Annotated in this window: 28 protein-coding genes; 8 read left to right on the top strand and 20 right to left on the bottom strand. The window is 61.2% G+C overall.

Going from position 1 to position 24904, the window contains the following annotated elements; genetic code table 11:
- Window position 1: 1 nt before the first annotated feature.
- Entirely contained in the window at window positions 2–790 is a 789-nt protein-coding gene (locus AC0VX3_RS14210) for a DUF1217 domain-containing protein (RefSeq protein ID WP_342895088.1), read from the bottom strand.
- Between the two features lie 188 nt (window positions 791–978).
- On the opposite strand from AC0VX3_RS14210, the gene motA reads away from it, so the two are divergent.
- From motA to AC0VX3_RS14170, 8 genes are all read left to right on the top strand, one after another.
- Window positions 979–1866 (top strand): flagellar motor stator protein MotA, encoded by an 888-nt coding sequence (gene motA, locus AC0VX3_RS14205; protein ID WP_342895087.1) that lies wholly within the window; start codon window positions 979–981, stop codon window positions 1864–1866.
- Between the two features lie 3 nt (window positions 1867–1869).
- Window positions 1870–2829 carry a flagellar motor switch protein FliM gene (locus tag AC0VX3_RS14200; RefSeq protein WP_342895086.1) on the top strand — a complete coding sequence of 320 codons (960 nt, stop codon included), beginning with the start codon at window positions 1870–1872 and terminating at the stop codon, window positions 2827–2829.
- On the top strand, window positions 2810–3415 hold the full coding sequence (locus AC0VX3_RS14195) for a hypothetical protein (protein ID WP_342895085.1): 606 nt from the start codon (window positions 2810–2812) through the stop codon (window positions 3413–3415). The genes AC0VX3_RS14200 and AC0VX3_RS14195 overlap by 20 nt, the downstream gene beginning before the upstream one ends.
- The gene (gene fliN / locus AC0VX3_RS14190) at window positions 3415–3807 is read left to right on the top strand and encodes a flagellar motor switch protein FliN (RefSeq protein ID WP_475521066.1); all 393 of its coding nucleotides are present in this window, start codon (window positions 3415–3417) and stop codon (window positions 3805–3807) included. The genes AC0VX3_RS14195 and fliN overlap by 1 nt, the downstream gene beginning before the upstream one ends.
- A 69-nt stretch (window positions 3808–3876) precedes the next feature.
- On the top strand, window positions 3877–4941 hold the full coding sequence (locus AC0VX3_RS14185) for a flagellar motor switch protein FliG (protein WP_475521065.1): 1065 nt from the start codon (window positions 3877–3879) through the stop codon (window positions 4939–4941).
- 52 nt (window positions 4942–4993) lie between these two features.
- Window positions 4994–6067: a flagellar biosynthesis protein FlhB gene (flhB, locus tag AC0VX3_RS14180; protein WP_342895083.1), complete on the top strand. Its 1074-nt coding sequence runs from the start codon at window positions 4994–4996 to the stop codon at window positions 6065–6067.
- 25 nt (window positions 6068–6092) lie between these two features.
- Window positions 6093–6539, top strand: a complete 447-nt coding sequence (locus AC0VX3_RS14175) for a hypothetical protein (RefSeq protein WP_475521064.1) — start codon at window positions 6093–6095, stop codon at window positions 6537–6539.
- Between the two features lie 523 nt (window positions 6540–7062).
- The gene (locus tag AC0VX3_RS14170; RefSeq protein WP_475521063.1) at window positions 7063–7320 is read left to right on the top strand and encodes a hypothetical protein; all 258 of its coding nucleotides are present in this window, start codon (window positions 7063–7065) and stop codon (window positions 7318–7320) included.
- A gap of 143 nt (window positions 7321–7463) precedes the next feature.
- Here AC0VX3_RS14170 and AC0VX3_RS14165 read toward each other — a convergent pair whose 3' ends face one another.
- The 19 genes from AC0VX3_RS14165 to fliF all read right to left on the bottom strand — a co-directional run bounded on the left by AC0VX3_RS14165 (window position 7464) and on the right by fliF (window position 24859).
- Entirely contained in the window at window positions 7464–7919 is a 456-nt protein-coding gene (locus AC0VX3_RS14165; RefSeq protein ID WP_342895080.1) for a hypothetical protein, read from the bottom strand.
- Window positions 7916–8380 carry a hypothetical protein gene (locus AC0VX3_RS14160; RefSeq protein ID WP_475521062.1) on the bottom strand — a complete coding sequence of 155 codons (465 nt, stop codon included), beginning with the start codon at window positions 8378–8380 and terminating at the stop codon, window positions 7916–7918. Before AC0VX3_RS14160 ends, AC0VX3_RS14165 begins: the two co-directional genes overlap by 4 nt.
- Window positions 8380–8811: a rod-binding protein gene (locus AC0VX3_RS14155; protein WP_342895078.1), complete on the bottom strand. Its 432-nt coding sequence runs from the start codon at window positions 8809–8811 to the stop codon at window positions 8380–8382. The genes AC0VX3_RS14160 and AC0VX3_RS14155 overlap by 1 nt, the downstream gene beginning before the upstream one ends.
- A 142-nt stretch (window positions 8812–8953) precedes the next feature.
- Window positions 8954–9334, bottom strand: coding sequence for a flagellar biosynthesis protein R (locus tag AC0VX3_RS14150; protein ID WP_342895077.1), 381 nt, complete (start codon window positions 9332–9334; stop codon window positions 8954–8956).
- A gap of 30 nt (window positions 9335–9364) precedes the next feature.
- Entirely contained in the window at window positions 9365–10141 is a 777-nt protein-coding gene (gene fliR / locus AC0VX3_RS14145) for a flagellar biosynthesis protein FliR (protein WP_475521061.1), read from the bottom strand.
- Window positions 10138–12228, bottom strand: coding sequence for a flagellar biosynthesis protein FlhA (flhA, locus tag AC0VX3_RS14140; protein ID WP_475521060.1), 2091 nt, complete (start codon window positions 12226–12228; stop codon window positions 10138–10140). Before flhA ends, fliR begins: the two co-directional genes overlap by 4 nt.
- A gap of 240 nt (window positions 12229–12468) precedes the next feature.
- Entirely contained in the window at window positions 12469–12735 is a 267-nt protein-coding gene (locus tag AC0VX3_RS14135) for a flagellar biosynthetic protein FliQ (RefSeq protein ID WP_342895074.1), read from the bottom strand.
- Window positions 12736–12749: 14 nt separating this feature from the next.
- Window positions 12750–13145, bottom strand: coding sequence for a flagellar hook assembly protein FlgD (gene flgD, locus AC0VX3_RS14130; protein WP_475521059.1), 396 nt, complete (start codon window positions 13143–13145; stop codon window positions 12750–12752).
- An 11-nt stretch (window positions 13146–13156) separates the two neighbouring features.
- Window positions 13157–13627: a flagellar biosynthesis repressor FlbT gene (gene flbT / locus AC0VX3_RS14125; protein WP_475521058.1), complete on the bottom strand. Its 471-nt coding sequence runs from the start codon at window positions 13625–13627 to the stop codon at window positions 13157–13159.
- A 4-nt stretch (window positions 13628–13631) separates the two neighbouring features.
- A complete protein-coding gene (gene flaF, locus AC0VX3_RS14120; protein ID WP_475521057.1) occupies window positions 13632–13982 on the bottom strand; it encodes a flagellar biosynthesis regulator FlaF in 351 nt (116 codons plus the stop codon).
- A 45-nt stretch (window positions 13983–14027) separates the two neighbouring features.
- Window positions 14028–15074, bottom strand: coding sequence for a flagellar hook-associated family protein (locus AC0VX3_RS14115; RefSeq protein ID WP_475521056.1), 1047 nt, complete (start codon window positions 15072–15074; stop codon window positions 14028–14030).
- Window positions 15075–15077: 3 nt separating this feature from the next.
- Window positions 15078–16568: a flagellar hook-associated protein FlgK gene (flgK, locus tag AC0VX3_RS14110; protein ID WP_475521055.1), complete on the bottom strand. Its 1491-nt coding sequence runs from the start codon at window positions 16566–16568 to the stop codon at window positions 15078–15080.
- Between the two features lie 33 nt (window positions 16569–16601).
- Window positions 16602–17876 carry a flagellar hook protein FlgE gene (locus AC0VX3_RS14105; RefSeq protein WP_475521054.1) on the bottom strand — a complete coding sequence of 425 codons (1275 nt, stop codon included), beginning with the start codon at window positions 17874–17876 and terminating at the stop codon, window positions 16602–16604.
- A 171-nt stretch (window positions 17877–18047) separates the two neighbouring features.
- Window positions 18048–18608 (bottom strand): transglycosylase SLT domain-containing protein, encoded by a 561-nt coding sequence (locus AC0VX3_RS14100; RefSeq protein ID WP_475525177.1) that lies wholly within the window; start codon window positions 18606–18608, stop codon window positions 18048–18050.
- Window positions 18574–19899 carry a flagellar hook-length control protein FliK gene (locus tag AC0VX3_RS14095; RefSeq protein ID WP_475521053.1) on the bottom strand — a complete coding sequence of 442 codons (1326 nt, stop codon included), beginning with the start codon at window positions 19897–19899 and terminating at the stop codon, window positions 18574–18576. The genes AC0VX3_RS14100 and AC0VX3_RS14095 overlap by 35 nt, the downstream gene beginning before the upstream one ends.
- On the bottom strand, window positions 19889–21133 hold the full coding sequence (locus tag AC0VX3_RS14090; protein ID WP_475521052.1) for a chemotaxis protein: 1245 nt from the start codon (window positions 21131–21133) through the stop codon (window positions 19889–19891). The genes AC0VX3_RS14095 and AC0VX3_RS14090 overlap by 11 nt, the downstream gene beginning before the upstream one ends.
- Window positions 21130–22575: a MotB family protein gene (locus AC0VX3_RS14085; protein ID WP_475521051.1), complete on the bottom strand. Its 1446-nt coding sequence runs from the start codon at window positions 22573–22575 to the stop codon at window positions 21130–21132. Before AC0VX3_RS14085 ends, AC0VX3_RS14090 begins: the two co-directional genes overlap by 4 nt.
- Complete coding sequence (locus AC0VX3_RS14080; protein WP_475521050.1) at window positions 22575–23213, bottom strand: hypothetical protein; 639 nt, start codon at window positions 23211–23213, stop codon at window positions 22575–22577. Before AC0VX3_RS14080 ends, AC0VX3_RS14085 begins: the two co-directional genes overlap by 1 nt.
- A complete protein-coding gene (fliF, locus tag AC0VX3_RS14075) occupies window positions 23213–24859 on the bottom strand; it encodes a flagellar basal-body MS-ring/collar protein FliF (RefSeq protein WP_475521049.1) in 1647 nt (548 codons plus the stop codon). The genes AC0VX3_RS14080 and fliF overlap by 1 nt, the downstream gene beginning before the upstream one ends.
- Window positions 24860–24904: the final 45 nt, after the last annotated feature.

The raw sequence follows: 24904 nt of genomic DNA, 5'->3' as shown, positions 1-24904 counted from the left end.
ATCAGACGCCTCCGAGACGCAGGTTCTGGATACTGGCGAGAAGTCCCTCGCCCATCTGGATGGTGCCGCTGCCGTTGTTGTAAAGACTGAGCGTCGGCGACGTTGCGCCCGCCGACCCGTTCGACAGGTCGTAGAGCGCGGAGAAGCGATTGAGGAACTCTGCCAGGTATTCCGGCTCGCCGAATTTGTCGAAGTCCAGGTTTTCCTCAAGATGGGCCGCCTGCTTGTCGATGTCGGCCAGGGCGAACGCCTGAGGCAGGCCGAGAGACGTATAGACCGCCTCGGCAAGAGCCGGGTCCGCGAGCACGTCATAGGCATTGGTGATGTCGGGTGCCCGGCGTTCGAAATAGAGCGCCAGCCGCACACCCTGGTTCTGTTCGCCTTCCCGCACTTCCAGCGTTTGCCGGTGAAACTTGTCGACGATCCCCTCCTGCGTCCGGGTGAAGGACGTCGTGGTCGTGCCGTACCGCTTGAAATTGAAGGTTTCGGCGAAGCTCTTGTACTTGGTGTCCGCAAGCTGGTTGGCGAAGGCGGAATTTTCGTCGACGCCTTCTTCCAGGACCTTGCGCATGAACGCCTTGGCGTAAATCATGTCCTCAAGGCCCATCGCGGTCATCGCATAGCGATAGATCTGGTCATCTCCCAGAAAGTCGTCGATGGACTCAATATTGCGGATGTTCTCGCGATAGTATTCGCTTTGACGCTCGACAGTCGGATCCGCCGCCACCGTGTCCAGCGAGCGCTCCATGTTGGTTCTCAATAGTTGAACCTGGGTCAAGGTATTGATCATGGTTCTAAATCCCCGTAGCGGGCCCGGATCCGGGCAGACGTTCGGGCAAACCATCTCTACCGGAGCTTACGCCAGGCTGACGGCATGAAGACGGTTTCCGCCCTCTACCCGGGTCAGCTTCGGGCAAGTCTCCACCGCTAGCGTCCTCCCGAACTGAATTGAACTCCACACCAGTTGGGAGCTGTTAGGTGACTATTCTTATCGGCCTGTTCATAGCGGGCGCGTCCCTTATCGGCGGCTTTGCCGCGCTCGGAGGCAAGGTCTCCGTTCTCTGGCAGCCCTGGGAGCTTGTCATTATCCTGGGCGTTGCCATCGGTGCCTTCATCGTCGCCAACCCGATGAAGGTGATCAAGGGCACCGTGCTCGCGGTTTCCGACGCCCTGCGCAACACGGTGCCCGACAAGCGGGAATACCTTGACGTGCTCGCGCTTCTTTACGGTCTGATGCGCGAACTGCGCGCCAAGGGCCGAAACCAGGTTGAACCGCATATCGAGGATCCGAACACATCGCCGATCTTCCAGAAATATCCGACGGTTCTGCGCAACGCCAACCTGACCACCTTCATCTGCGACTATTTCCGGCTGATCATTGTCGGCAATGCGCGGGCACATGAAATCGAGGCGCTGGTCGACGAGGAACTGCATACGATCCACCGCGATCAGATGAAACCGTTCCATGCCATGAGCAGTGTCGCCGACGCCCTGCCGGCCATCGGCATCATTGCCGCCGTGCTCGGCGTCATCAAGGCGATGGGCGCCATCGACCAGTCGCCGCAACTGCTCGGAAGCCTGATCGGCGCCGCCCTGGTCGGCACGTTCGTCGGCATCTTTTTCTCCTATTCGCTCTTCGGCCCGCTGGCGGCGAAGATCAGGAGCGTCCGCGAAAGCCGGCTCAGGACCTACATCGTCGTCAAGCAGACCCTGCTCGCCTTCATGAACGGGGCCGATCCCCAGATCGCCCTTGAACACGGCCGCAAGACCATTTCCGACTTCGACCGGCCGACCATCGACGAGGTCGAGAACGAAACCATGAGTGCCAGCACGGAACCCGTCCAGGACATGCAGGGAGCTGCCTAAGCCATGATCGAAGCAGCAACCGCCAGCTCCGCCAATTCCAGCTCCGAACGCGCGATGATCGCCGACCGCCTGCTGGATGCCGCCGGCATCTCCGTCGACCGTCTGCCGATGCTTCCGGTGGTGTTCGACCGCATGGCCCGGCTGATGGCCGATGCCATGCGCCAGAAATCCCCCTCGCCGTCCTACATCTCGGTGAGCTATGTGGAAAACAACCGCATCGGCGACGTTCTCGACGAGTTTGAATCCAACGCGCTTGTCGCCGTGCTCTATTCACCGGAGTGGGATGCGCGCGTGCTGGTCGGCTTCGACCGGGATTTCATCTTCACCCTTGTGGACGTGCTCTTCGGCGCCGATGGGACCGAACCACCCATCGACGACGAGCGCCCGTTCTCCAACATCGAGACCCGGATCGCCCGGACCATGTTCGAGGTCGCGTCCAAGGCGCTGGCCGAGAGCTTTGCCCCGATCGCGGAAACCACGCTGAAGATGGAACGCATCGAAAGCCGCATGGATTTCGCGGTTGTCGGCCGGCGCAACAATCCGGCTGTGGTCGCCCGGCTGCTTCAGCAGGCCATCGGCCGCGGGGGCGAGGTCTTCGTGGTGATGCCGCACTCCACGCTCAACCCGCTGCGCCAGCGGCTTTCCCAGGTCCTGTCCGGGGAGATGTCCGGCCGCGACAAGCAATGGACGCAGCACTTCCACAACGAGATCCAGCGCACCGAAGTCAAGCTGGAGGCAATCCTGGAAGAACGCGAAATGTCCCTCGGCGAGCTTTCCGACCTGAAGGTCGGACAGGTTATCGAGCTGCAGGCGACGGCGCGGTCTCCGGTCACTCTCTCCTGCAACGAACAGCCCGTGTTCACCTGCCAGCTCGGCCAGTTGAACGGCTCCTACACGTTGCAGATCGAGGAACTCATTCACGAGGAAGAAAAGGATCTGTTCGATGATCTCCGCAATCGTTGATGGCGTCCTGCTGCTTGCGCTGGTCGCGACCAGCATCCGGATGCTGACCATGCACCGGGAGCTGCGCCGGCTCGGCAGCTATCACGCTGATTACCAGCGCATTTTCGACCAGACGTCTCTGGCGCTGGACGGCATCGAGGTGTCGATCCAGGAGATCAACGTCAAGAGTGCCCAGATCCTCAACGCGCTCGGCAGCCGCATGGATGACGCGCGCGAACTGATCGCCGAGATCGATGCCCTGACACGGGAAGCCAAGCGCCAGCAGGCGGTGCTCAAGTCGGAGCTGAAGGAACTCTCCAAGGCAACCGCCCTGATGGAGGCTCCAAGAAGTTTCACGCCTTCGCGGAACGACCTGGATCTCTTCGTCGAGGACACGGTGGCTGACCAGGCCGTCGCGGCGACCCTGCAGGCGGCCACGGCTGCCACCGCTGCCACGGGGACTGCGTCGACTGCCGGCGGCCGCAAACCGGCAACCATCCATCGTGGCCCGGTCGTGGAACAGCCGCCTGCGCGTGTGCACCGCATCGACACCCCGCTTCAAAGCCCGTTCCGCACCGTCTCCATGAACCAGAAGGACAAGATGTAATGAGCGACACCATCATCGAACACATCGAGGCTGAAAAAGGCGCCAAGGCCAAACCGGCCGACGCCACCAATTTCGCCAAGGTGGAGGCGCCCGACAAGGACAAGATGGCCGACACCATCGGCGACGACCGCAACCTGGACACCATCCTGGGCATTCCGGTCAACATTCAGGTGGTTCTGGGATCGGCGACGATGCTGGTCTCCAATCTTCTCAAACTCGGCCGGGGCGCGGTCATTCCGCTCAATCACCGGGTCGGCGAGCCGATCGACATCGTCGTCAACGGCCGGGTGATCGCGCGCGGCGAAGTCGTTGTCGTGGAAGACGACAATTCCCGTTTCGGCGTGTCGCTGACGGAAATCATCAGCGCCCAGACTGGTGCCCTGGAAATGTGACACCCGGAGCGGAAGGCTCGCTGAGCCCGCCGTTTTCGACAAGGCTGTCTCCTGAGGATCAATGAAAGAATGACCAGCACCGCCAACGCTGCCGCCGCGACCGCCGCGTCCCTGGCCCGACCGCCGGCCCCGCCTGTCAGACGTCTCAGCGGCGTCCAGCGTGTGGCCGCCCTGCTCCTGTCGCTTGGCAAGACCAGCTCGCAGAAGCTGTTGCGCCACTTCGACCAGGAGGAAATCCGCCTGATCACCGTCACCGCAGCCCAGCTCGGTACGGTGGCCTCGGAGGAACTCGACAAGCTGGCGGAGGAGTTCATCGACCAGTTTTCCCACGGCACGACCCTTTACGGGTCCGCCAACGAAGTGGAAAAACTGCTGGAAGGCGTGCTGCCGGACGAAGAGCTCGCCGACATCATGTCGGATGTGCTTGGCAACTCCAACCGGTCCATCTGGGACCGGCTGACAACCGTGTCGGAAACCGTGTTCGCCAATTATCTTCTGAAGGAACACCCGCAGACCGCGGCCCTGATCCTGACCAAGATAAAGCCGAGCGCGGCCGCCAAGGTGCTTGGCCAGATCAATGTGAACACGCGCAACGCGCTTGTCCGGCGCATGTTGTCGATCAAGGCGGTGGTGCCGGAAATCATGCGCGATGTGGAAAAGACCATGCACGAGGATTTCATGCTCAACCTGTCCGGCACGCTGGAAGCCGACAGTCACGCCCGCATGGCCGACATCCTCAACAAGATGGATCGCGAACACATGGAAGACGCGCTGGACAACCTCAACGAGGTCCGGCCGAAGACCGCGGAACTGCTCAAGGGCCTGCTGTTCACCTTCGACGACATCACCAATCTCAATGCCCGCACCCGCATGGCGATCTTCGACCAGATCCCGACGGACCGGATCGTCATGGCCCTGAAGGGCACCGACGCCCAGTTCCGGGAGGTGATCCTGTCCTCGCTGACCTCACGTGCGCGGCGCATTGCCGAACACGAGCTGGCGGCGGCGGAACCCGCGGCGCAGCGCGATGTCCTGGACGCCCGCAGCGCGATCACCAACCTGGCCCTGGAAATGGCCGGGCGCGGCGAAATCGAGCTCAATCCGAAGCAGGACGACGGGGCATTCTTTGCCTGACGGCACCTGCAGTCGCATTGGAACGCACTAAGCCGGAGCCACGCACAGGCAGATGTCGGACGAAGACAAGGACTCAAAAACAGAGGAACCTACCGAGAAGAAGATCAGCGACGCCCAGGAAAAGGGCAACACGCCGGTATCACGGGAAGCCCCCGTTCTGGCAACCTTTGTCGCGACCCTTCTGATCGGCAGTTTCGTCCTCACCGCCGCGTCGCGTAAGCTCCTTGAAAAGCTGACGCATCTTCTCGACCTGTCAGGAGAGGTGACCCTTGCAAACAGCGCCGATGCCCTGCTGCTCACACATGCGGTTTCCGTCGAGGTGCTGGTCTTCCTGGCACCCATCGTCGCGTTGCTCGCTGCGGCCGGTCTCGCCTCCGCCTTCCTGCAAAACGCTCCGCGTATCGTCCTTCACCGGATCAAGCCGGACTTTTCCAAGCTCTCGCTCGCCAAGGGCTGGAACCGGATCTTCGGCGCACAGGGTCTTGTGGAGTTCCTCAAGGCTGTATTCAAATTTTCCACGGTCAGCGCCATCGTTTATGGCCAGTTCCGGGCAAATGAAGCGGAACTGATCAACGCCATGTTCACGGACCCCAGTGCCCTGCCCGAAGCCATCCTGCAGATCTCCATGAAGCTGATCGCGGGCGTGTGCATCGTCACCATCCTGCTCGTTACCGTCGACATCCTGTGGTCGCGCGCCCACTGGCGCAAGAACCTGCGCATGAGCCAGCAGGAGATCAAGGACGAGCACAAGCAGATGGAGGGCGACCCGATCGTCAAGGCGCGCCAGCGTTCCCTGGCCCGCGACCGCGCCCGCAACCGCATGATCGCCGGCGTGCCCCAGGCGACCCTCGTGATCGCCAATCCGACCCACTTCGCAGTGGCGCTCAGATATGACGGGGACCAGAGCCCCGCACCGATCGTCGTCGCCAAGGGGCAGGACCTGATTGCCCTCAAAATACGGGAGATCGCGGAAAGCAACAATATTCCGGTGATCGAGGACCGCCAGCTCGCCCGTTCTCTCTTCGCCGCGACAGAAGTCGAAAGAATGATCCCCCCGGAATTCTTTCGGGCGGTTGCGGAAATCATCTGTTACGTGTACTCACGCCAAACTAAGACTGCGATGTGAGTTGATCTATTTGGAGGTGCGGAGAATGCACGAGCGGCCGGAAGGTAAAAGCACCATGCAGTCGCCGCTGGAAAGCGACCGGCAACGCCAGGAAGCAATCGCCTCCGCCCTCACCGATTTCATCGAGGATCTGAAGCTCGTCGATGTCGTCGATTTCGTGGCCTACATCCGCACCGACCAGCACGGCAATATCGAGGAATTGATCAAGACGTTGGCCGAGCTGTTCTTCAAGGACGGCTCCCTGCGCTACTCCATGGCCGCCCAGGCGGAGGTGGAATGGGACGAGACCCCGAAGATCTCGCTTGATCTGGAATTCTTCAACAAGGGCGTCTGGATCTATTTCACCGCGGTGCTGGCCTGGCCCGACAACGCGGTCAACGTCTCCTATGTCGAGGCCCCCGACGCCGGCGGCGACCGGGTCCGGGAGACGGAGATGCTGCTCGAGGCATTGAAGGATGCGCGGTTGAGGTAGGCATTGGGCCGGCTTTCCTGCCTTTGGCGTCACGCCGGCCTCTGAGGACCTGCAGTCGCTCGGGCCGCCGGAAACAACAGGTCTTCCGCCTCAGTCCTCACACAGTTTCCCGGTCCGCGCCTTGCAGGAACGCTGACGGACAACCTCGCGATGAACCCACTGGGTAGACTCCGTATTGGACATGGTCACGAAAACGCCCTTGCAGGTCGCGTTGGCGATCGACCGGCCGGTATCGGTGTTGTAGAAGCTCTCCCGCTTCAGTTTCTCGCACCGGTTCCCGGGCGAAGCTGAAGCCTCCGGTGCCGGCGTCCCGGTCGATTGGCAGCCCGCAACCGCAAGCACACACAGCAGCGGCAATATCATTGTTTGCATTTGACGAGGCAAGTCACTCTCCTGAAGGGCTGAAAACGACCAACCGTTTCCTGGCAGGATACTGACAGGATTCAGGATTTGTCGTGCTAGAAACATCCGCTAAGCACGATAGCGCCAGAATGACGTTTTCAAAACGATGGAACTTGCAAGAATGAAAAAAATCCCCATCCCGGAGGATCCGGCCCTCATGGTGACGGCAATGGTCGCCTATGCCGGCATCGCCAAGCGCCTGCATGTAGAGCTTTCAAACCACGCTCGCATGACAGGCGTGGACCTAGAAGCCATCAAGGCAGATCTGATTTATGAGGCCAAGAAGGCGGTGCCTCACGGGGATTTCGCAAAAAACGAAATCGGTGTCTACAACACGATGTTTCAAGCCATAAACACGATCTTTGATCCTGACAAATGAGACCGGATCTCACAATCTCCGACCAGGTCCTGTGAGACTTCCAGCTCTCAGGACATGGGCGGAACTGGCCGGATTTTTTTGAACAAGCGCCGGCACTTCCGGGACGGCAGGGCCAGATCGCCGGCCAGGAACGCACGCTTCAGCTAGTGCGTGATCACGTCGTCCTTGTTGAAATAATTGAACTCCTCCACCAGGACTTCGTTGACGACCGCCTGACCCAGGCGGTTGTTGGTGGATTGTTTCAGGCGTTTGGTGAAGGCCTTGAGATCATAGCGTTCAAGGCTGCCAAAATCGAGAGTTTCGTCCGAATAGAGCACCCGGAAAGCCTCGTCGACAAGGAAGGGGTGCGGCGGCACCGGCAGCCGGCGCAACGTGTCTCCATCGGCGGTGAACACCATCTTGATGACCACATATCCCTGGAGAATGCCGTCGGACAGGATGGGCACGTTGACCGGGTTGACCGATTCGTAATCGAGCCCGACAAAGGACGGTTCCACCTCGCCGACCCGCTTCTGCCCTGCGATGAACTGCGCGGTGCCGTAGCCGGAAACCAGCATGGTTGCGGACAACCACAGGCCGGAGGCCAGCAACTTGATCATCGCGCCGGCTCCGGAAACGGCGCCTGGTAGGTTCCGTCGCTGTCAAAATCGATCATCGTCCGGGACATCATCTGCACCACTTCCGAAACCGCGTTCATGTGCATGTGCAGAAGTCCGACATTTTCCTCCAGTGCCGCCTTGAACGCGGCCAGCTCCTGCCGGAGATCGTCGGAAAAGGCGCCCGGGGGAACCAGCGAGCGGGCCCTTGTCAGGTCAAGAAGCGCCTGGCTCTTGCCGTATTCGAACGCCTTGAGATCGGTCGTCGGATTGGACCGGAGCGCCCGTGTCTCGTCACGCACCGCCCTGATGGCGCGCCGGACCGCGACGGTCAACGGCGTCGACCGGACCGGGTCCGGCCGATCGGCCTGCACGACGATTTCCGTCGAGTCCTGCGTGGTTTCCGTCACACCGCTGTTCGGGGTGTCGGACTTCGGGGTGTCAGTCTCCAGGCGTGCGTTCATTATGCTTTTACTCCGTGCTCAAGCGAATCCGAGATCATGTCGGCGAAGCCGACGCCGCCACTTGCGGCAAGCTGGGTGGCGACCTGTTCAGCCAGCATGGATTTCCAGATTTCCCCGGAAGCGCCCTTGCCGAACACCATTTCGGCGTCGTCCGGCAGCATGGTCTCCACGAACTGGGTAAGGATCATTGCCTCGAACTTCTCGCCAGGCGACCTGGAGGCTGATCCGCCCAAGGCCGTCGATCCTGCCGCACGAAAACCATTTCCGTCCGGGGACACCCGGCTGGAAGCGCCTTTGAAGGCAAGCGCGAAGCCATCGCCGGAACCGCCGGCGGCGATCGACCGGAGGCGGCTGGTGGCCTCTCTGAGGCCGACCGGATCGGCTGCCTTGGAGACTTCCAGAATAAGGTCTGACGGTGGCGTGATCGCCATGACAAGCTCCTTGCAAATACGTCTGGTGCAAACAGGACCCGGCAAGTGACAGGTGGGAACGCAATCGGGCTTTGCCGGACCCTGTTTGCACTCGAACATCTACCGCACCCAGCTTGCGGGAGGCTTGCGCACCGACGCGCGTTCAGCCGTACCGGCGTTCCAGGAGATCCAGGAGATCGCGTTCCTCTTCGGCGCGCATTTCCTCGCCGCGCATCTTCGACAGGCGTTCGGCCATCAGTTTCAGCATCAGGCGCTGGCGGTCATATTCCGAATTGACCTTGGCACGGGCCTCGCTGAGGCGTGACATTTCCTCGATGATCCTGCGCAGACGCTCCGCCGCATTGGCGATGAAGCGGTCGTGCTGGGCCAGGTCCCCGTTGGAAAGGGCCAGCAGGATGCGCCGTTCCTTTTCGTTGAGCTGGTAGACCTGGGCATCGAGCTTTTGCAGAAGCCAGGAGGAGAACAGGAAGATTTGCTTCTGCATGCGGAACAAACGTTCGATATCCTGACTGTTTCGTGCCATCGAACCGGAGCCTTTCAAGGTCAGTTTGAACTAACCCAGCTGGAGCCATTGGAAGTAGCCGTCGAGGAAGATCATGATGGCTTCCGCGATGACGAGATAAAGGAAGTAGAGACCACCGGCGATCACGAACGGCATCGAGATGAAATAGACCGGAATTTGCGGGGTCAGCTTGTTGACCAGCCCGACCGCCATGTTGACCACCACCGTGTAGACAATGAACGGACTGCACACACGCAAGGCCAGAATGAAGGTTCGGCCCATCTGTTCGGCGAACTGCTCCAGACTGGTCACCGCCGCGAGCGGTTGCCCGGGAAGGATCGCCTCATAGGACGCCACCAGGCCACGCAGGATTTCCCAGTGCTGATTGGTAATGAACACCATCGCGGTCGCCGTCACCGTGAACAAGTTGGCGACCGGCGGCAGGGAATCGGTACCGTCGATGGGCATGCCCGGCATGTTGGAAAGACCGATCGCCATGGAGACCAGTGTCGTCAGCGTCTCCAGGGCAGCCAGAAAGATCCGGCCGAGAAAGCCGATAAACGCCCCCGTCAGCAGTTCCGTGCCGATGAACCAGGCGACCGTGCCCAGACGCTCGTCGGGCAGTGCCGCCTGTATGCCGGACGCGAGCAGCGGTGACAGGGCCAGCGATACGGACACTGCCACGAACAGACGCACGCGCATCGGTATCCGGTTGCTGCCGAAACCGGGAATGATCATCAGGCAGGCGCCGATCCGGCAGAACAGCAGGAACACCGCCAGCAGCATCGAAGCGCCGAAAGTGCCGAGGGAGAGCCCGCCGGAAATCACGAAACACTTCCGAGCGCGACGACATCGACACCTCTGGCGATCTCCAGATGCGACAGCACCGGCAGCGTCGGGAACATCCTTTCCACGATCATGCGCACGTAAGGCCGGGCGTCCGGCGCGGCAACGATGGTGAACCGGCTGCCGTCCTTCATGTGTTTCTTCACCGCATCGGACATCTGCGTGCCGAATTCCTCCACCAGTTGCGGTTCGATATCGAATTCGATCACGTCCCCCTTGCCGTCCCGCTTGAGCGCGTTGTGGAAAGCCAGATCCCAGCGGTTGCCGAGCCGGAGCACATGAAGCGGCCCGCCTTCAGACAGGTCACCGCAGATCTGCTGGGCAATGCGCATGCGCACGTGTTCAACCACCTGCTCCGACCGGCGGACATGGGGCACGATCTCTGCGACAGCTTCCAGGATCAGGTTCAGGTTGCGGATGGACACCCGCTCGGCCAGCAGCAGTTTGAGCACCGCCTGCAGTCCGGAGAAGGACGTGTGCGCCGGGCAGATGTCGTCCAGAAGCTTCTGATACTCCGGATCGAGCCGGTCCAGCAGCTTGCGCATGTCCTTGTAGGAGAGCAGTTGCGGCAGGTTGTTGCGGATCACTTCGCTCAGATGCGTCAGAATGACGGTGATGTTCTCCGCCGGCATCAGGCCGCTGCGCGTCAACTCGTCCTTGTAGGCCTGCGGCACCCAGTAGGCAGGCATGCCGAATGCCGGTTCCCGGGTCTCGTCGGCCGGCACCGGCAGGGGTGCGTCGGAATTCGGAATGACCAGAAGCTCGCCGACCTTCAGCAGTTGCGACGTGATGATGGTTCCGTGGATCCGGATCTGGTAGCTCTTGGGATCGAGGATCAGGCTGTCGGTGACCCGGATGTCCGGGACGACGAAGCCATATTGCTCGGCGAACTTGCGCCGCATCTTGGCGACCCGCCGGGCCAGTTCGCCGGTTCTTGTCATCAGTTCGGCTGACAGCTGCTTGCCGAGCACGAGTTCGACCTCGGCGGATTTCAGCGTTTCCTTGACCGAATCCTTTTCCTCCAGCTTCGCCTGCTCATCTGCGGCCCGCTGTTTTTCCACCGCAACCTTCTTCTGCGCCGCCAACCGCCTGGGAATGGTATAGCCGACGAAGCCCATCAGTCCTGCCAGCAACATGAAGGGCATCAGGGGCAACCCCGGCATCAGCGCGAAAACGGCCATCAGCACCGCGGCCACGAACAGTGCCCTTGGATACCCGCCGAGCTGTCCGAGAACAGCCTTGTCCGTCGAACCTCTCGTCCCCCCCTTGGACACCAGCAAGCCGGCGGCCAGCGACACGATCAGCGCCGGAATCTGGGAGACCAGACCGTCGCCGACGGAAAGCTTGGTGAAGACGTTGGCGGCGCTGGAGACACTCATGTCGTAGCGCGTGACGCCGATGATGATACCGCCGAGGATGTTGACGGCGGTGATGATCAGGCCGGCGATGGCATCGCCGCGCACGAATTTCGACGCCCCGTCCATCGCGCCGAAGAAGGAACTCTCCTCCTCCAGTTCCTTGCGCCGCTGCTGGGCGGCCTTCTCGTCGATGAGACCGGCGGACAGGTCCGCGTCGATGGCCATCTGCTTGCCGGGAATGGAATCCAGGGTGAACCGCGCGCCGACCTCCGCGATGCGGGTCGCACCCTTGGTGATCACCAGGAAGTTTACCGTGATCAAAATCGCGAACACGATCAGTCCGATAACGAAGTCACCGCTCATCACGAATTGCGAGAAGCCGTTGATGACATAGCCGGCCGCATTCAGCCCTTCATGGCCATTGGCCAGAATGACGCGCGTTGTGGCGATGTTGAGGGACAGCCTCAGCATGGTGGCAATCAGGAGGATTGTCGGAAAAGACGAGAAATCCAGCGGTTTCTGGATCCACAACGCCACCATGAGGATCAGGACGGAAAGGGCGATCGACATGGCAAGGCCAATGTCGATCAGAAATGCCGGTATCGGCAGGAACAGGACCGCGAGAATGACAATGATACCGAGAGCGAAGGCAATGTCCCGGCGGCTGTCCGGAACGCCGTCCGCACCCGGCGAAATGGAAGTGTCTGTCATGCCGTCCCTCTGCTGCGTGTCTGCTGACAGGCAACCTCGCGCCTGAAGCTTGCGCGAGGCTTTTTGGACGTCGGAAAATCACGGAAGCGAATGAAAAAACGGCCCGGGTCGGGCTCCGTGGAACTCCTGCAGAGCTCCGCGTATCAAGCGCGATGCAGGCCTGCCGCGACCTGCGGCGCCGCAAAAGCTGATCGCTCTTGCGGTGCTGGACATCGCCCTCTCATACAAGCGAAAGCTTGTCTAGAAACCGGTCTCGATACGGCTGTAGATCAGGGTGGTCAGGGTATAGATCTGGCCGCCGATGAACGGACCCGCGACAACGATCATGACCAGAATGGCCACGATCTTCGGAATGAAGGTCAGCGTCACTTCCTGGACCTGGGTCAGGGCCTGCATCAGCGCGATGCCGATACCGACGATCATCGCCGGCACGATCGCGGGAGCGGACCCGACCAGGATCGTCCAGATGGCGGTCCTGACCAGGTCCAGTGCGTCAATTTCGTTCATGTTGCGCTGTCCGCTCAGGAGATGGTGACACCTGGCCCAAGCAGAATGCCTTCGCCATTGTCCAGACCCAGAACCGTGCCGTCCGAATAGACCTCGACACGCTCGACAACGCCCGTCGTGCCATTGGGGTCGGTAACGGTGCGGCCGATCAGGTCGTCGACCTGGCCGAACGACATGTTGGTCAACAGGGTTTCCAGCTTGGCATTGGTCTGGATGGACTGTTCCACCTGACTGAAGCTTGCCAGCTGCGACAGCTGCTCGGACGCATCCATTGGATCCGTCGGATCCTGGTTCTGCATCTGCGCCATCATGAGCTGCAGAAACGCATCGTAATCGACCGTCAGGCTTTCCTGGGCAGCCGACGCTGTTCCCGCGGTCTGGGTTGCCGAAACACCTTCTACGCTTGTCATCTTGTCACTCCTTAGACTGCGGCCAGTTGCGGACCGCTGTGAAATCGACTGGGGGCCGCGCGGCGCGAAACCGCGCGATCCGCCGGTGTCTCCTTGTTCATTTCGGCAAGCATCAGCCGCGCCTCGACCGGGTAAAGCGCCCGCACCAGCTTCATGGCTTCGAACCAGCGTTCGGATTTTGCAAGGTCTTCGACTTCTTCCAGCCTCCCCAGGATTTCCCGGCTCGTGAAGGCCGACTTCACCGATCCGAGCACCATGTGGAACATGTCCCGGACGGCACTCGCGGAGGCCGGGTCCATGATCATCGTCTGCAGGATGAAATAGAGCTGTCGCAACGGCGTGGTCGCTTCCTCCGGCTGCAGTACATGAGCCTCGAGCAGGAACACCGCGTCGTTCATCAGCTCGATATTGGTTTTGCGTTCGGCGCGGATCACCGCTCCGTTGATGAACAGGCGTTCGCCTGCTTTCAATCCGATTTTCATGAGTTTACCCGTCCAGGCTGTCGCGGATGATGGAATTGATCTGGATGATGTCGGCAAAGTCGTTCTGTTCCCACTGGCGCAGGGACTCGACTTCCTTCAGCACCCAGATTCCGACCGAGATCAGGTTCGCCCGTGTCTCGATGGGCAATTCATTGGCATCATCCGCCAGGTGTTCGAGGAAATAGCTCCACAAGCGCCTGGTGAAGAACAGCGCGTCCACGGCTTCCGAAGACTTGATGCCGTGTTCACTGGCAACGTTCAGCTTGTCGATCACGATCGACATTGCCTCATGCTCATTGAGTCTCTGGTCGGGGCAGAGATCGTCCATAACCTCGGCGTAAGACAGGTTGTACATGGGCCCTCTCAAGGTTGGTATGGCTGCGTGCGGTCAGTCCGACCGTCACAGGTAGTTGAGGATGCTGAGACCCTGCATGCGGGCAGTCACCGCATAGCTGGTTTCAAGCTGGGTCAGCGCGGTGTTCAGCCGAACCGCCGTTTCCTCGGAATTCACGTTTTCAAGATCGTTGATGCGCCGGTTCAGGATGTCGGTCTGGACCTTGAGGCGATCGCTGGCGAGACTGACCTGTTCCTGAACATTGCCGAGTTTGCCCATCTGGCTGGTCACGCCGGCAATCCCCGAGCCGACCTTTTCGATCGCCTTGTCGACCACTGTTTTCCAGGTGCCGGGATCCAGGTTCTCGTTGCCGAGATCCGACATCATGGTGTAGGCCGCCGCAAGGTCCCGGAAGGCCTGCTCATTGGCGCTGACGGAGCTGTTCACCGTCTCGCTTGCCGAAATCCGGCTGACCATGACACTGCTGGAGGCGCTGGACCAGGAAGTGCCCCAGGCCGGATCCGTGAACATGGTTTCGAATGCGCCGTTCAGGTAGGTGTCCATGGCTGCAGGCGTGATCGCGGCGACACCCGGATCGGACTGGGTGATGCCGAATTCCGCGAAGAATGCGAGGTCGGCGGCGATCTTGTTGGCAGACCCGGGATCGGAATAGTCCGCAATCGGCTCCACGTCGGAATTGATGCCGGCAAAGACGAAGCTGCCGTTCAGCTGGCTGTTGAGCCGCGAGGTCAGCAGTTCCATGTTTCCGACGGCATCGGCCTTGACGATATCCGAGCTGCCGTCGTTCTCGCGCAGGGCGACAAGCGTCGACAGAAAGTCATTGGCATCGCTCAGGATGTCGGCCATGGCCGCCTGACTGACATCCAGGCGGGAGGCGGCCAGCGCATTGGTGTCGATGATGCCATCCAGAAAGTTGAATTCGGACCGCAGCGACACCGCTTCGCCCGTCCGGGTCCCGAGATCGAGACCGACGTCGAATTTGCGGCCGGAAGACAATTCCACACCGAGCTTCTGGACGAGGCTGGACTGGTTCTGGATCTGCCTGCGCGAGGCGTCGGCAAGGGAGATCGTCGATATGTAGGTGGTTTTCATGGCTTACCTCGCTGCGGCCAGAAGATCTTCGAGCATGGCATCGACGGCCGAGATCAGGCGGGATGCCGCCGAATAAGACCGTTCGATCTGGAGAAGCAGCGTCATTTCCTCGTCGATGTTGACGCCGGTCTTGTTGTTGAGGTTCTCCGCCGTGCGTCCGAGAATGACGCTCTGCACCTCGACATTGCTGGTCATGGTCTTGCGGCCGCTTTCCAGCCAGCTGACCGAGGACGCCGCATAACCGCTGAGCGAATCCGACGGGTCCAGTTCGGCAGAGCCGTCGAAGACGGTGTCCGCGTCGAAAGCCGAAACCAGCTCCTGCAGGCGGTCGGAATATCCGGCCGCTCCAGAAGGGTTGTAATCGTAGTCGGGATCGAGCGGATCGGAAATGCCGCCATCGCGCAGACGATCGAGATCGCCGCCCTGATCCGGATCGGCATTGGCATTGATGGAGATTTCCGCGGCCAGTCCGGGAACCAGGGTCGCCGCGGCCGGCAGGGCCGGACCGCCGGCCCAGGTGAACAGACCGGCCTGGTCAGGCCCGCCGCCGCCGCTCTGGTCGCTCTCGGCAAAGGCTTCGATGAGACCGCGGGCGATTTCGTCGAGCTGGTTCTGATAGGTCACAGCGACATCGTCGCGCAGTTCGGCAAGGCCATGCAGGCGACCGGACCTGATCTCCATGACGGCTCCCGGACCGGCGACGGGCACACCGTCGACCGTGACAGAATTGCCCGTCGTGGCCGCTCCGTAGACCACGGTCGGCTCAAAGGAGACCTCTCTGGCCGTGGTCTCGAACAGGGTCACGCCGCTGTCGGTATAGACAACGATGTCGCCGTCGCTGCGATTGAGCGTCGTGATGCCGATTTCCTCGGACAGGCTCAACAGCACCTGGTCGCGGCTGTCGAGCGCATCGCTCACGTCCGATCCTGCCTGCGTGCCGCGCACGATGACCGAATTGAGATCCTCAAGCTGCGACAGCAGCGTGTTGATTTCCCGGACCGAGGTCGCCATGTCGGCATCCGCGTCGGCCCGCACGTCCTGAACCAGCGCGGAGTTCGATTGCAGGGTGTCAACCATGGTCTTGGAAGACTGCAGGACGTCCTGCGCCTGGATGGCATTGTTTGGGTCGGAAGCGAAGTTCTGGATCGACAGCTTCAACTCGCCAAGCCGCGCCGCGGCCGACATCTGGTTCTGGGTATCCCCGGTGGTTTCCGCCAGGCGGGTCAATCCAGCGAGCACAGATTCCTGAGACGTTCCGGTCGACGTGGACTGGAGCAGCGAGGAATAGAGCGCGCTGTCGGTGACCCGCCCGATGCCGTCGACCTTGAGGCCCCCGGCCTGGCCGCTGTCGGTATAGGTCTGGCTCAGCAGAACGGACTTTCTGGAATAGCCGGGATCCTGGGCGCCCGAAACATTCCGGGCGATCACGGAGGATTCCGTTTGCCTTGCCGCCAGAGCGGACTGGGCAACCTTGAGGGCGACGGACAAACTCATGGTCTGAACTTTCCAGTTTGTGGTGTGACCGCGTTAGCGGACCAGGTTCACGAGCTGCTCCAGCAGATCGGACCCTGCCTTGAAAACTTGCGAGTTTGCGGTGTAGGTCCGCTGGGATTCGATCATGGAGGTCAGTTCGTTGCCGAGATCGACGTTGGAATCCTCCAACCCACCGACCTTGATCGTGCCCATGCCACCCTCGCCGGCGAAACTGACGCGCACATCGCCTGAATCGAAGGACGTGCTGTAGACATTGCCGGAGGTCGGCGTGAGCCTGTCGGGACTGGGGACGTTGGCAATCGGGATCTGGTAGATCGCCCGGCGGTCGCCGTTTTCGTAGATGGCGTAGAGCGTGCCGTCGTCGTCGAACTCGACGTTCTTGACCGAACTCGGCGCGTTGCCGTTGGCATCCACATTGGTCACGGTGAAGTCGGCATTGAGATAGGTCGACTGGTCGAGATCCAGGTCGAAGGTACCGCCGTTCGGGACCGTGATATTGATGTCCGTCGGGCTGGCACCGGTCAGGTTGCCTGTGGTGACGTTGAAGGTCAGGGTCTGGGTGTTCAGCGCGGGGGCGCCATAGGGAAATCCGCCGCCCGCCGCGGCATCGGCGGCGTCATAGACGGCGACTTCCCAGTCGGAATCCGCGGCTGTTTCCGTCACCTTGGAATAGTAGACGTCGAGCTTCACCTCGTTGCCGAGATTGTCGTAGACGATCATCGAGGTCTTGTGGGAAAAGGTCGATGTCGCGGCGTTCGCCGACGGCAGATCGGCCGCCGGCACGATGGCCGCGTCCTCGCTGACATTGACCCTCAGAAAGGCTTCGCTGGACGGTGTCGCTTCCAGCTGGTTCTGGGTGATGTTGATCCGCTCCAGGCCGCCCAGGCCGTTGGCGACGGTCGTCGGGGCCGTGTTGCCGTCGATCGGGTAGCCCTGCAGGTAGTAGCCGGCGGTGTTCAGAAGAAATCCGTCGCCGTCCGGCACGAAATGGCCAGCGCGTGTCAGGAAGCTTTCCCCCGTTTCATTGCCGACCACGAAGAAGCCGTTGCCGTCGACGGCAAGGTCCAGCTTGGAGGTGGTGAAGCTGATGTTGCCCTGCTTCGTCACCTGATACTGGGTCTGTGCCTCGACACCACCCGAATTGAACGAGCCCGCTCCTTGCGAAACGACCAGGGAAGAAAATTCCGACTGGGCTCTTTTGTAGCCTGTCGTGCTCGAGTTCATGATGTTTTCGGCAACGGTACCGAGCTTGCTCGATTGCGCGTTCATGCCGGAAACGCCGCTGCGCATCACTCCGAAAAGGCCCATCACAGGTCTCCTGTTTCCAAATCAACTGGACACAGTCAAACCGACATAACTTGTGCGAGGCTGTTCAATCGAAATAAGTTATCTTTATATTCAGTTTCTTTTTTGATTAAAATTTTACATATCAGGTAAAACAAAAGCATTGGCATCCGTGAATGCCAATGAAACAGGTGTTTAGACTTCGCAAAAACTCCGGGAGTTCCTGGTCCATTTGCCAAAACCGGAGGCGACCATGTTCCTGATCACCGTGCAGACGTACCGCTTTTGGGCGGGATTGTTGTTCGGGCCTGCATGATAGCGCGCCACGGCCATGGTCCATGAGCCCTGGCGGCGGCGCAGATCCTTGAGGAAACGGGCCGCGTAGCGGACATTCGCGCGCGGTTCCAGCATGTGCTCGACCGAACGGAACTTGTCGCCGTGATAGTGGTGATTGATTTGCATGCAGCCGATATCGATCAGCTTCTTGCCGTGCCGCTGTGCCTGGATCACGTCCAGCTTGGCCGCCTGTCGGCTTGGCGGAAACACGGATTTTCCCTCGATGTTCAGCGCGTAGGGATAAAGCGCGTTGCGCCGCCCTGTTTCCGTAAGGCCGACGGCGTAAAGAACGCCGAGCGGCACCTTGTAGTGCCGTGCGGCGGCAGCCATCTCGCGCTCGCAGACATTCTGCACCTCGGCGGCGACAGGCAGGCTCGCTGCCGTGCTAAAGATAGATGCCGTCAGAAAGGCTGATGCCAGTATTGTCCTCATGTCCCTTTCCTTTCACTGTCTCGGATTGCAGCAACCGGTCCTCATGCGCCTGCGGCTGGCCCTGGCGCTGGCCGTTGTTGCCGCTGCCGCCGTTCTGGGCCTGGCCGTCACTGAATGAACCGGGTCCGGATCCGTTCTGGCCCATCGACGAATTGCCGTTGGCATTCGCGCCGGATTGCACCGTGCCCCGGTCGTCAGCGGCCTGTATCGTGATGGTATCGGCCTTGAACCCGGTCGTCCTGAGCATCTGATCGAGCAACAGCCGGTCCTGTTTCAGAAGATCTGCGGTCTGTGGATTGCTTGTCTGAAGTGTCACCTCGACGCTGTCGCCAACCATCCTGAGGGACACTTTCACGGTGCCCAGTTCATGCGGGTTAAGCTGGATATCCAGCGTTTTGAGAACCGGCCCTTCGGCCTTGTGGGTCAGGCCTGTCTGCACCGGTGCATCGTCCGCCGTTATGGACTTCAATGCGGACGCGAGCTGGTCTCCCACCTGCTGGGCCGGCGACAGACGCATGTTCGGCGCGAAATGGGTCTCCTGCTGAAGGATCTTGACCGTTCCGCTGGCCTCCTCCGGCAAAAGCGATCCGCGACCGCCACCAGTCAGGGGATCGGCGACGGCTTCGGGTTCCACACCGAACTGCGCGAAGAGAGAGGACGTGCCGATGCGCCCTGCCCCGTCGCCGCCGGCCGCTTGCTGAAGTCCACCTTCCGGCGTCCCGCGCAGTGGCGCACCGGGTACGTTGGCCCGGACGAACTGGCCGCCCCCGGTATTCTGCGCTGGCTGCGCGGCAAATATCGCAGCCGACGAGAGGCCGAGAGCCGCTGCGGATGTTTCTCCACCGACCCGGGCGAGCCCTTCTGGCAGGCCTGTTGCCGCCCCCTCATTCAGCTCTCCGGCTGCCGCAAAAGGCGCCAGCACGGTGTGCGAGAAGTCGCGCAGGGCATCGACGAGATTGCTCGTGGAAAAGGCGACCTGAGCTGCGCCCGAGCCACTGCCATTTCCGCCTGCGTTTGCTGTGGCATCGGCCTCGGCCCGGTCAGGAGCATTCCCGGTCTCCGGATTGCCTTGATCGGCTCCGGCCTGAGCAGCATCCTCCTGACGCCTCCGGCCGCCGCCCTCGATCGGCGCATCACCGTCTTTCATGCCTTTCAGAACCGACTGGAAAGCCGCCGCCGCGTCCTTCGACGAGGCCTGCCTGCGATCCGTCGAGGAGGTGTCGGACGGTTTTCCGGGGGACGGCGCGGACTGAACAAGGGCGCTGGTGTTACCGGTCATCATGCTCTCCCAGTTGCAAAAGGGACTTGTCCGTCCGGCGCAAGAGGCCTTCGGCCAGGTCCATGTCCGTTGTGATCCAGTCACGATCTTCCGGTGCGGCGATTTTGCTGGCAACGTTGAACTCGCCGATCACGTTTTCGGGCGGCTCTGGAAAATGCCGGATGGTGTTGAGCACGGTGTAGACCCCGTCGAGCATCGCAAGATCCTGGCCGGTCAGCATTTGTTTATCGATGGACCACAAGAGATCCCGATTGGCGGTGATCATTTCCGGATCGAGCCTCGAGGCCGCCAGATAGATCTTCAGGATCTCGTGTTCCTTGGTTCCTTCGACCGAAAGCTCCAGCGCCTCGGCCGTCGCCTTGCGCGCGACTTCCAGGTGACCGGCCAGAAGGGCCGACCGGGACAGCCTCAGATACAGCCCGCGCCGGGAGTCCGCATCGAATTCGTGCAGCACGGGGTCAAGCAGCGCGAATTTGTCCTCGCTCTGGACAAAACCGAGCGTATCCAGGGCGAGCGCGAACCGGCGGCGGAAATCACCTGCGTAAACGGACTGCCGGAAACGGCGCAGATAACGGATGCTGAGCACGCGGAAGCGTTCGATATCGGCCATCATGCCGGCGACGAAAACCTCCCGGCGCAGCGCGGCTTCCTCCACAAGGGTTCCGGGCATCAGCAGACTGGCGATCTGCAGGAGTTCCATCGCTTTTGCCGGATCGGTGCGGATGTAGGGCGCCGCCTTGACGAGCGCAACATGTCCGCCAATGCTTGCCGGCAGCTCAAGGGGATCGATCTCCTCCAGCAGTTCCAGCATGTCCTCTTCCCGCCCCTCGACATACGCCAGGGACGCTTCCATGAGCCGCCTGTCGATCGCCGGTGCCGGGTCGACCAGCAGAAGACCCCGCATGACCCTGGGATGGCCGCCGCTCAGCAGATGCACCACTGCGGCCCGCGCATTGCGCGGCTCAAGCCAGACTTCCGGCGGCAGATCCGGAAACACCGTGTCCATCTTGCCCAGAAGCCGTCTTTGAGCGAGCATCGCGTGGCTGTTTCCCTGCGAGATCTGCTCCTGAAGCGATTGCAGCGACCGGATCATCTCGTAAGGCTGGGAACCGGCCGGAACACCGGCGGCATTCTGTGCCATGCCGGTTGCGGAGCGCAGAATCAGCACCACCAGAACCAGCGCCAGGAGAAGCCCCGTCCTTCCCGGTTTGAACATGAAGGCCATGCCGGTCATCCTGCTGTCTCCAGAAGATAGATTTCAACCCGCCGGTTGCCGGCGGCATAAGGATCGGTGGCAATTTTCAGATGACGGTCCGCGGCCCCCTCGATGCGATCGAAGCGGTCTTTGGCAACGCCGCCGCGCGCGAGCATGTAAAGCGCCATGTGAGCCCTTGCGGAGGACAGGCGCCAGTTGTCATAGGCCGCGCTCCGGAACGGCCGGGCATCCGTATGTCCCTTGATCACGATCCGGCCCGGCGTGTCGGCAATGACCGCGCCGATCCGCTCGAGCAATTTGACCAGCTCGGGACGGGGCTCGGCGGAGCCGATGGCGAACATGCCGAAGTTCTGGTCGTCCGTCAGACTGATCAGGGCGCTGTCGCCCTCGCGGGTGACGGTGATCAGGCTGGCGGTTTCCTCAAGGACCGTTCCGTCCGTCTCCTCAAGAACTTCAGAAAGACGGGAGACCACGGTGCCGATGGACGTTGCCGGGGCGCCTGCCTCGAAATCCTCGAAATATTCCCCGGCCGATTCCCAGCCGTCCTGCGGCGCGATTCCTGTTTCCGGCGCCTGCTGCTGATCCTGGCCGGTGACGTGCGCGATCATCGCCTCGGCGCCGTCACCTGTCTCGGCCTGCGGCCCGGTTCCACTGTGCTCGAAGAGGCTGGATCCCGCGTGTGCCAACGGTGCGAAGCCGTCCAACGGATCTTCCAGTGTCCCGTCCGCGCGCCGTCGCGGCTGAAGAGTGGGGCCGTCTTGTGTGGCTTCGCTGTCGCCTGGACGCGACCCGGGGGTGGCCAGATCCGCCTCGGTGTGGGCACCGTCGACACCGCGACCGGGACGGAATTGCCAGAACAGCGGATCGAACGGATCGCGGTACGCCTGACCGCCCTGCGCTCCCTCCTGCTGCTCCAGGCCCGTGCCGATACCGTTCGGGTTGTCCTCCAGAGTCTCGGCAACCCGGATCTCGTCGGCCAGTGTGTCCAGGACCGCGTATGGATCGGAGAACAGGATCGATTCAGCGTGTCTTTGGGTGAACTGGCCGGCAGCGGGAACGCCACCTTGTTCGGACACAATCTCAATGTCCTCCGGTTTGTGACCGGACCGGATGCCGGTACCGAAATTCGCATCCTGGTCGACCGGTTTCTCGGAGCCGCCCAGCATGCCCTTGAACATCTTGGTGCCACTCTGATTGGTTTCGCCGTCGACATCCGGATCGTTCAGACCCTTCCGGTTCGGTGCGGTCGACGCCAGCTTGACCGGGTTGAAATACTGGGCAACGCCGCGGCGCACGCTGTCATCCGTAACGTTGATCAGCCACATCACCAGGAAGAACGCCATCAGCGCGGTCATGAAATCCGCATATGCGATCTTCCAGACGCCATGCGGCAAATGCTCTTCATCCCAGCTGTTCTTGCGTCGGACAATGACAATTTCGTTCGGGACGCCGTCCAGCATCAGTCTGCCTCCCCTTGAAGCTCATCCACTTGGGCAAGCCATTGCCCAAGCCGGGTCTCGATCGTGGTTTCATCAAATATCGCAACAAGTTCCACCTGATCGGCGAATTGCGCATCGATCCGCTCGCGCAGATCGGGCAACAGCTCGAGAACCCGGGAAACCAGGCTTTCGGGACCGCGCAAACGAATGCACTTGTCCTCGTCGTTTTCGGTCAGCTGCCGCAGGTTGGTGCCGAAGGCGGCAACAAGCTCGTCGACGATGCGGTCCTTGAGAAAGGGCTGCAGCAGCCTGGCCACGGAGTACGACAGGCGCTGTTCCGCGATGTCGACAAAGCCTTCGATCGCCGCGCTGACATTGGCCGCCTCCCGCATGTCGAAACGGATGCGCTCTTCTTCGAGAAGTTTCGCGTGGTCGGCCCGTTCCTGCTCCAGGATCGCTTCATAATGCGCGCGTGTCCGGTCGGCACCCTCGCCTACACCCCGTTCGAATTCGGCCAGAAGCCGGTCCTCGATGGCCGGTTCGGGCATCCGGTCGTTGCTTGGTACCAGAACTTCGACCAGAGACGATTCACATGCGCCGAACGACTTGAATGTGGGAACCGACAGGACGGGAATATGGGAGGCAATGGAAGTCGACATCAGACGCGCTCCGAATCATAGAGCCACTGGCGCAGGATCGCCGCGGACTGTTCCTCGTTGAATTCCAGCAGGGACTCCAGCTTCCTGAGAGCAGACTTGTTGCGCTTGCTGTTGAGATCCTGCAGCAGGTCGGAATGGTCGGGCGGCATCAGGAAGGTCTGTTCACCTTCCATGTCCTCGGCGACGCTTTCCGAACCGTCCGGCAACATGCCCAGTTCGGCCATTTCGACCTGGGGCGCGGACACCTGCGGCACGAGCGCGGCCACGGCCGGACGCAGACCGAACCAGATCACAAGCATCGAGACGGTCAGGATGGCGAGCGCGTTGATGATGTTGCCCGACTGACGCAACAGGTATTCCGTGATGCTGACCGGAGGGATGGGTTCCAGCGCCCGGCCGCTATCGACAAAGTCGACAACAGAGACCTTCACATGATCGCCGCGGGTGCTTTCCACACCGGCGGACGATGCGACCAGTGCCTCGATTTCGGTCAGCTGTTCCTGAAGTTGGGCCTGTGTCGGTTCGCCGCCGAGAGACTGTTGGAGCCGCAGCTTGTCCACGAGCACTGCGATGGACAAACGGTCGACACGATACCCGTCCTGTAAGGTTTCGACCCGCTTTGAGGATATTTCATAGTTGACGGTTTCCTCGCGGCGCTCGTTTTCCTCACTCGAGCGTTCACCGTTCTCGGCGGAAACGTCTTCTTCGGGAAGGTTCTGCTCCACGGTCGTCGGAGCGGTAGAGCTCGAATTCTGAGCGTTCTCGTTTTCCCGTATCGTGCGGACAGAGCGCTCGGTCCGAGAATCGGGATCGAAGATCGTTTCCGCTATGGTTTTCCGGTCGGTGTTGAGTTCGGCCGCGACGCTGACCTGGAAATTTTCCAGACCGAGATAGGGCGTCAGTGTCTTTCTGATGTTTTCCTGGATCCGCTTGGCGACCGCGGTTTCAAGGCTCGCCAGCTGTCCGGCGGAGGCTTTTGTCGGGTCCTCGCCTGCGGCCAGAATGCCACCGGATGTGTCCAGAACGGTCACCTTGCCGGCTTCCATGCCGGGAACACCCGCGGCCACCAGATGCCGAATGGCATCGGCGGTGCGCACGTCGTCTGGAACATCGGAGCGGATCACCACCGAGGCGGACGGCGGCTGCTGATCGCGGCGAAAAGACCCTTTTTCCGGCAGAACAATGTGAACCCGGGCCGCACGTATGCCCTGCATCAGCTGAATGGTCCGGGCCAGTTCCCCTTCCAGGGCACGCACCCTGGTGACTTCCTGCATGAAGGAGGTCAGGCCGAGGGACCCGAGTTCGTCAAACAGCTCGTAGCCGGAATTTGCACCGCGCGGCAGACCCTTTTCGGCCAGCAGCATGCGGGCCTTCGCCGTTTGCGCGTGGCTGACCAGAACCGCGCTGCCATCCGCGTTGATGTCGAAGGGAATACCGGCATCGCGGAGCGCGGACCCGATCCGGGTGACATCCTCCCCGTCCAGGCCGGTGTAGAGGATGGTCTGTTCCGGACGGCTCAGGTAAAACGCTCCCGCGCCTACGGTCGCGATTGTAGCGAGCCCGATAAGGGCGAGCGCGATCAATCTGCGCGCGCCCAGTTCCATCAGATTTGCCCAGAGTTTCTCGGCGTGTTCACGGCCCGGCATGCGTAACCCCTTCATGCGCGTAACATTTTGTTCGGGCCACTATTC

The sequence above is a fragment of the Roseibium sp. QJM3NY_11 genome, assembly GCF_056173175.1.
Note: the sequence above shows the minus strand (reverse complement) of the source record. Positions and strands in the feature narration are given on the sequence as shown.

Coding starts and splice junctions, on each gene's coding strand:
- AC0VX3_RS14210 (WP_342895088.1), bottom strand. CDS start 790: ATGATCAATACCTTGACCCAGGTTCAACTATTGAGAACCAACATGGAG.
- AC0VX3_RS14200 (WP_342895086.1), top strand. CDS start 1,870: ATGATCGAAGCAGCAACCGCCAGCTCCGCCAATTCCAGCTCCGAACGC.
- AC0VX3_RS14195 (WP_342895085.1), top strand. CDS start 2,810: ATGATCTCCGCAATCGTTGATGGCGTCCTGCTGCTTGCGCTGGTCGCG.
- fliN (WP_475521066.1), top strand. CDS start 3,415: ATGAGCGACACCATCATCGAACACATCGAGGCTGAAAAAGGCGCCAAG.
- AC0VX3_RS14185 (WP_475521065.1), top strand. CDS start 3,877: ATGACCAGCACCGCCAACGCTGCCGCCGCGACCGCCGCGTCCCTGGCC.
- flhB (WP_342895083.1), top strand. CDS start 4,994: ATGTCGGACGAAGACAAGGACTCAAAAACAGAGGAACCTACCGAGAAG.
- AC0VX3_RS14175 (WP_475521064.1), top strand. CDS start 6,093: ATGCACGAGCGGCCGGAAGGTAAAAGCACCATGCAGTCGCCGCTGGAA.
- AC0VX3_RS14170 (WP_475521063.1), top strand. CDS start 7,063: ATGAAAAAAATCCCCATCCCGGAGGATCCGGCCCTCATGGTGACGGCA.
- AC0VX3_RS14165 (WP_342895080.1), bottom strand. CDS start 7,919: ATGATCAAGTTGCTGGCCTCCGGCCTGTGGTTGTCCGCAACCATGCTG.
- AC0VX3_RS14160 (WP_475521062.1), bottom strand. CDS start 8,380: ATGAACGCACGCCTGGAGACTGACACCCCGAAGTCCGACACCCCGAAC.
- AC0VX3_RS14155 (WP_342895078.1), bottom strand. CDS start 8,811: ATGGCGATCACGCCACCGTCAGACCTTATTCTGGAAGTCTCCAAGGCA.
- AC0VX3_RS14150 (WP_342895077.1), bottom strand. CDS start 9,334: ATGGCACGAAACAGTCAGGATATCGAACGTTTGTTCCGCATGCAGAAG.
- flhA (WP_475521060.1), bottom strand. CDS start 12,228: ATGACAGACACTTCCATTTCGCCGGGTGCGGACGGCGTTCCGGACAGC.
- AC0VX3_RS14135 (WP_342895074.1), bottom strand. CDS start 12,735: ATGAACGAAATTGACGCACTGGACCTGGTCAGGACCGCCATCTGGACG.
- flgD (WP_475521059.1), bottom strand. CDS start 13,145: ATGACAAGCGTAGAAGGTGTTTCGGCAACCCAGACCGCGGGAACAGCG.
- flbT (WP_475521058.1), bottom strand. CDS start 13,627: ATGAAAATCGGATTGAAAGCAGGCGAACGCCTGTTCATCAACGGAGCG.
- flaF (WP_475521057.1), bottom strand. CDS start 13,982: ATGTACAACCTGTCTTACGCCGAGGTTATGGACGATCTCTGCCCCGAC.
- AC0VX3_RS14115 (WP_475521056.1), bottom strand. CDS start 15,074: ATGAAAACCACCTACATATCGACGATCTCCCTTGCCGACGCCTCGCGC.
- flgK (WP_475521055.1), bottom strand. CDS start 16,568: ATGAGTTTGTCCGTCGCCCTCAAGGTTGCCCAGTCCGCTCTGGCGGCA.
- AC0VX3_RS14105 (WP_475521054.1), bottom strand. CDS start 17,876: ATGGGCCTTTTCGGAGTGATGCGCAGCGGCGTTTCCGGCATGAACGCG.
- AC0VX3_RS14095 (WP_475521053.1), bottom strand. CDS start 19,899: ATGACCGGTAACACCAGCGCCCTTGTTCAGTCCGCGCCGTCCCCCGGA.
- AC0VX3_RS14090 (WP_475521052.1), bottom strand. CDS start 21,133: ATGACCGGCATGGCCTTCATGTTCAAACCGGGAAGGACGGGGCTTCTC.
- AC0VX3_RS14085 (WP_475521051.1), bottom strand. CDS start 22,575: ATGCTGGACGGCGTCCCGAACGAAATTGTCATTGTCCGACGCAAGAAC.
- AC0VX3_RS14080 (WP_475521050.1), bottom strand. CDS start 23,213: ATGTCGACTTCCATTGCCTCCCATATTCCCGTCCTGTCGGTTCCCACA.
- fliF (WP_475521049.1), bottom strand. CDS start 24,859: ATGCCGGGCCGTGAACACGCCGAGAAACTCTGGGCAAATCTGATGGAA.